Below are 4,267 nucleotides of genomic sequence, written 5' to 3'. Positions count from 1 at the left end.
TGGCAGATGATCTGAGACGTCTGGAAATGACACCGGGAAATTATTACAATTTTCATCCGGGCAGTCATGTAGGACAGGGTGCAGAAGTAGGAATCAGTAAAATTGCAGAAATTCTCAATGAAGTGCTGACAAAAGATCAGAGTACGATTGTACTTCTGGAAACTATGTCAGGAAAGGGCACAGAAGTAGGAAGAAATTTCGAAGAACTTCGTCAGATCATTGACAGGGTGGAGTTAAAAGATAAATTAGGTGTTTGCCTGGATACCTGTCATGTCTGGGATGGTGGATATGATATTGTAAACGATCTTGACAGCGTATTTGAAGAATTTGACCGGATAATAGGTCTGGACAGACTAAAAGCCATCCATTTAAATGACAGCATGAATCCCCTTGGCAGCCATAAGGACCGCCATGCCAGAATCGGAGAAGGTGAAATAGGACTGGAGGCACTTGTCCGCGTGATCAATCATCCTGCCACAGAGGGAATTCCGTTTATTCTGGAGACACCAAATGATGATGAGGGATGGACTCATGAAATTGCGTTGCTCAGAAATGAGTATAAACAGAAATGAGTATAAATATATCTGCTCGAATCAGGAAGATAAATTGGGGCGTGCTGACAAGTTGTAAGTGCAAATCGAAAGAGCAGGAGTGAAATCAAAAGGAAGGAATGCAGGAAAGATCAGAGATGCAGCAAAGACAAGGATATCAGGCAGTAGAGAAGCTGAGAGAAACACTGGACGAGAAGTATCTGTGGGAGGTTATTTTACTCTATGCAGGTGAGAGTTTCAAAACCTATACAGGGCTTCCGTTCACTTATGAAGTAAGAAAGGGTCGGAATGGAGACTACACAAGGGAATTGTGGATCGACCGTAGGGAGAACAGTAAGAGTCTGGCGTTAAGTTCAGTGCTGCTGGCATTGAGAAACATAAAGAAGGTGGGAGCCGTGGTTGACAGACCCAAAGCTCTGGGCGACATCCGCGGAGTGAGTTATATATATGGAATATTCTACCGCTTTGGGCTGATCGATGTGCCGGATACAGCCAGGCAGAAGATGAAGTTCACATGATATATTTTTTAGGAGGAAAGGTATGAACAAGAAGAGAAACGTGGATTCTGGGAGAAAGTCTGCAAGACCGGATTACATTCAGAAAACAATATCACAGAAAAGTTCAGGAAAACGCAGTGGAAAAGTTTTTTTCCCCAAAACCCTCATAAAGACTGGGGGGATTATAATTTTTGTACTTCTGCTTGGGTTTGCAGGAAACAAGTTTTTCCTGTCTGTCAGCAAAACAGACAGCGGGAAGGTGAAGGCCGTATCAGCTTCAGGTGCAGATGAGGAAAAAGAAGGCAGGATAATCGAAAAAACTAAAAAAACTAAAGAAATTAAAGAAACCAAAGATGTGGTTGAAATGCAAAAGACTAAAGAGATTAATTTTCAGCCTCATTGTGTGGATTCTACAAAACCGGAAAATCTGATCAGCTATACTAATATTGAGGTGGATGGAAACGTACTTGAAAATATTGGAGATTATAAGGCTGATGGTGATATTTCCTTTAATATAGGACAGGATTATACAGATGTGGATGGGATCGTCACATTTCGCGGAAACAGTTTTCGTGATACCCCTTCCCATGGTTATGCAGATATGACTGATTTCAGGCTGAACAAACTATGGTCTGCAGATACAGGTTCTCTTTCTTCGGGCAGTGCCGTCTGGACAGGAAGTGGCTGGACAGGACAGCCGCTTATGATGAAATGGCCAAAAGAGGTCAAAGCACATATGAATATGACAGAGAAAGCAAAGGCAGATGATGAACTGGTTGAGGTGATTTATGCCTGTATGGATGGGTATGTGTATTTTCTGGATTTGAGAACGGGAGAAAAGACACGTGACCCATTATATCTGGGATATACTTTTAAGGGTGCGGGTGCCCTTGATCCGAGAGGATATCCGATTATGTATGTTGGCGCCGGATATAACAGCAACGAAGGAACTGCAAAGGTATTTGTAGTAAACTTGCTGGATTGTAGTGTTATGTATACTTTTGGAGACAATGATGAGTTTTCACTCAGAGGAAGTCTGAGCTTTTTTGACGGATCAGCACTTGTGGATGCAGAGACAGATACCCTGATCTATCCGGGAGAGAACGGAATCCTGTATCTGATCAGGCTGAATACAAAATATGATCTGAACAGTGGGACTTTATCCATTGATCCGGGCAGAACTGTAAAATGGCGCTACTATGGAACAAGAAGCAGTACAGAGTCTTTCTGGCTTGGAATGGAAGACAGTGCGGCAATCTATAAAGGCTATATATTTATGACCGATAATGGGGGAAATCTTATGTGTCTGGATCTGAACACTCTTCAGCTGGTATGGGTTCAGGATACATTGGATGATTCTAATTCAACGCCTGTTCTGGAAATCGAAAAAGGACATCTGTATCTGTATGTAAGTACTTCCTTCCGCCTTGGATGGAGAAGTTATGACACAGCCACTGTCCCTGTCTGGAAGATTGATGCAGAAACCGGTGAGATCGTGTGGCATACAGATTATGAATGTACTACTGATGACGGTGTTTCCGGTGGAGTTCAGTCTACGATTGCCTGTGGAAAGAACAGCCTTGCCGATTATATATATGTGACAGTGGCAAAGACCTCTGACAATGCATCCGGAGTTCTTGCCTGTCTGAGAAAAATCTGACGGATCTAAAGCATGGGAGGATTCTTCCTCATATGCCTGGTCTTCTCCGGTGTGCGTTTATAACAAAGACGGATCAGGAAAGGTTCTTTATTGCAACAGTACAGGTGATATCCGCCTTCTTGATGGTAAAACAGGTAAACAGGAAGATGTATTATCTGTCAGCGAGGGCGTGATAGAGGCTTCCCCGGCTGTCTACGATAACTATGCGGTTGTAGGCACCAGAGACTGTAAAATATGGGGAATCAGGTTACAGTAAATAGCAATATTTATTTGCTTTCTCCCATTCTTTATTAACTTGCCATTTATCGCACTAAATGGTAAAATTTAAATATCTTACAGTTTTACGACACAATATTTTGAAAAAACTGAAAACAAAGGAGAGGAAGCGATGGAAGAGAGAAATAACAGACTGCTGAATGCGAAGCTGAACAAGTATATTGTTCCGGGGATTATGATGTCTCTGGCACTTCAGCTGGGGAATATTGTGGATACGATATTTGTAAGTAATCTGATAGGTGTGGAGGCAATGTCTGCAGTTACCCTGAGCCTGCCTGTAGAGACGCTTGTTCAGCTTACGGGTTACTGCCTTGGTATCGGCGGTTCCATAGCAGTGGGAAACATGCTTGGCAAACGAGACAAAGAAGGGGCATCGAAATTGTTTTCTGCCACATTTATAGTAGCACTTGTGGTGGGAATCATTTTTTCAATCTGCGCTCTTCCTGCAGCAGAACCTGTTGCCAGACTTCTGGTATCAGGTGACGGTGTCCTGACCGGTTATACCAGAGATTACATACGTGTAAGTATGCTGGGGGCACCGGTGATCGGAATTGGACTGATGATGGTCAATTACCTTGGAGTGGAGAATCATCCGGAGCTGGCATCAGCCTACCTTATCGCAGCCAATGTGATCAATCTTGTGCTGGACTATATATTCCTCAGATATACTCCGCTGGGAATTACAGGTGCATCCTTATCAACTGTTCTTGGTTTCCTGTTTGCAATGGGAATTTTTGTGCTTTATATCCGCTCTGATAAGCGAAACCTTCATCTGATCCTGCTAAAGCCGGGCGAACTTGGAATCACAAAGGAAGCAATCATCACAGGCGTGCCAATGCTGATCTTTATGGCAGCTAATTTTGTAAAGGCGCTTGGACTGAATACCATTATCATGAACCAGCTGGGCGAGGAAGGTATGGCAGTATTTACTGTCTGTGACAATGTGCTGCTGATCGTCGAGATGCTTACAGGCGGAATCATCGGTGTGATCCCCAATGTGGCAGGAATCCTTTTTGGAGAGAAGGACTACGTGGGAATCCGGGTTCTCTGTAAAAAGATGCTGAAATACAGTTACATCCTGCTGGCTGTGATCTTTGTCCTTATTATGCTGTTTACCGAGGAAATCACTGTCATGTTCGGAAGCGGCGGTGGCGAGCTGGGCAGCCATATGGTCCAGGCGCTGCGCATCTTTGCTTTGTGTGTGGCACCTTATCTGTGGAATAAGTTTATTATCAGCTATTACGAGTCCATTGAGGAGACAGTCATTGCAAGTTTTGCCACAT

Annotated in this window: 5 protein-coding genes; all 5 read left to right on the top strand. The window is 43.6% G+C overall.

Features of this window, described 5'->3' with window-relative positions:
- Nucleotides 1-572 (top strand): deoxyribonuclease IV (locus AC075L_RS07530; RefSeq protein WP_476387478.1); only part of this gene is annotated, 572 nt, incomplete at its 5' end.
- 116 nt (nt 573-688) lie between these two features.
- Nucleotides 689-1,069 carry a hypothetical protein gene (locus AC075L_RS07525; protein WP_022380985.1) on the top strand — a complete coding sequence of 127 codons (381 nt, stop codon included), beginning with the start codon at nt 689-691 and terminating at the stop codon, nt 1,067-1,069.
- Between the two features lie 22 nt (nt 1,070-1,091).
- The gene (locus AC075L_RS07520; RefSeq protein WP_476387477.1) at nt 1,092-2,708 is read left to right on the top strand and encodes a PQQ-binding-like beta-propeller repeat protein; all 1,617 of its coding nucleotides are present in this window, start codon (nt 1,092-1,094) and stop codon (nt 2,706-2,708) included.
- Between the two features lie 49 nt (nt 2,709-2,757).
- The gene (locus AC075L_RS07515; protein WP_476387476.1) at nt 2,758-2,964 is read left to right on the top strand and encodes a hypothetical protein; all 207 of its coding nucleotides are present in this window, start codon (nt 2,758-2,760) and stop codon (nt 2,962-2,964) included.
- 132 nt (nt 2,965-3,096) lie between these two features.
- The coding region (locus tag AC075L_RS07510) for an MATE family efflux transporter (RefSeq protein WP_476387475.1) at nt 3,097-4,267 on the top strand (1,171 nt) is incomplete at its 3' end.

It is taken from the genome of Blautia sp. ZXY-1-B12 (assembly GCF_056339915.1).
Note: the sequence above shows the minus strand (reverse complement) of the source record. Positions and strands in the feature narration are given on the sequence as shown.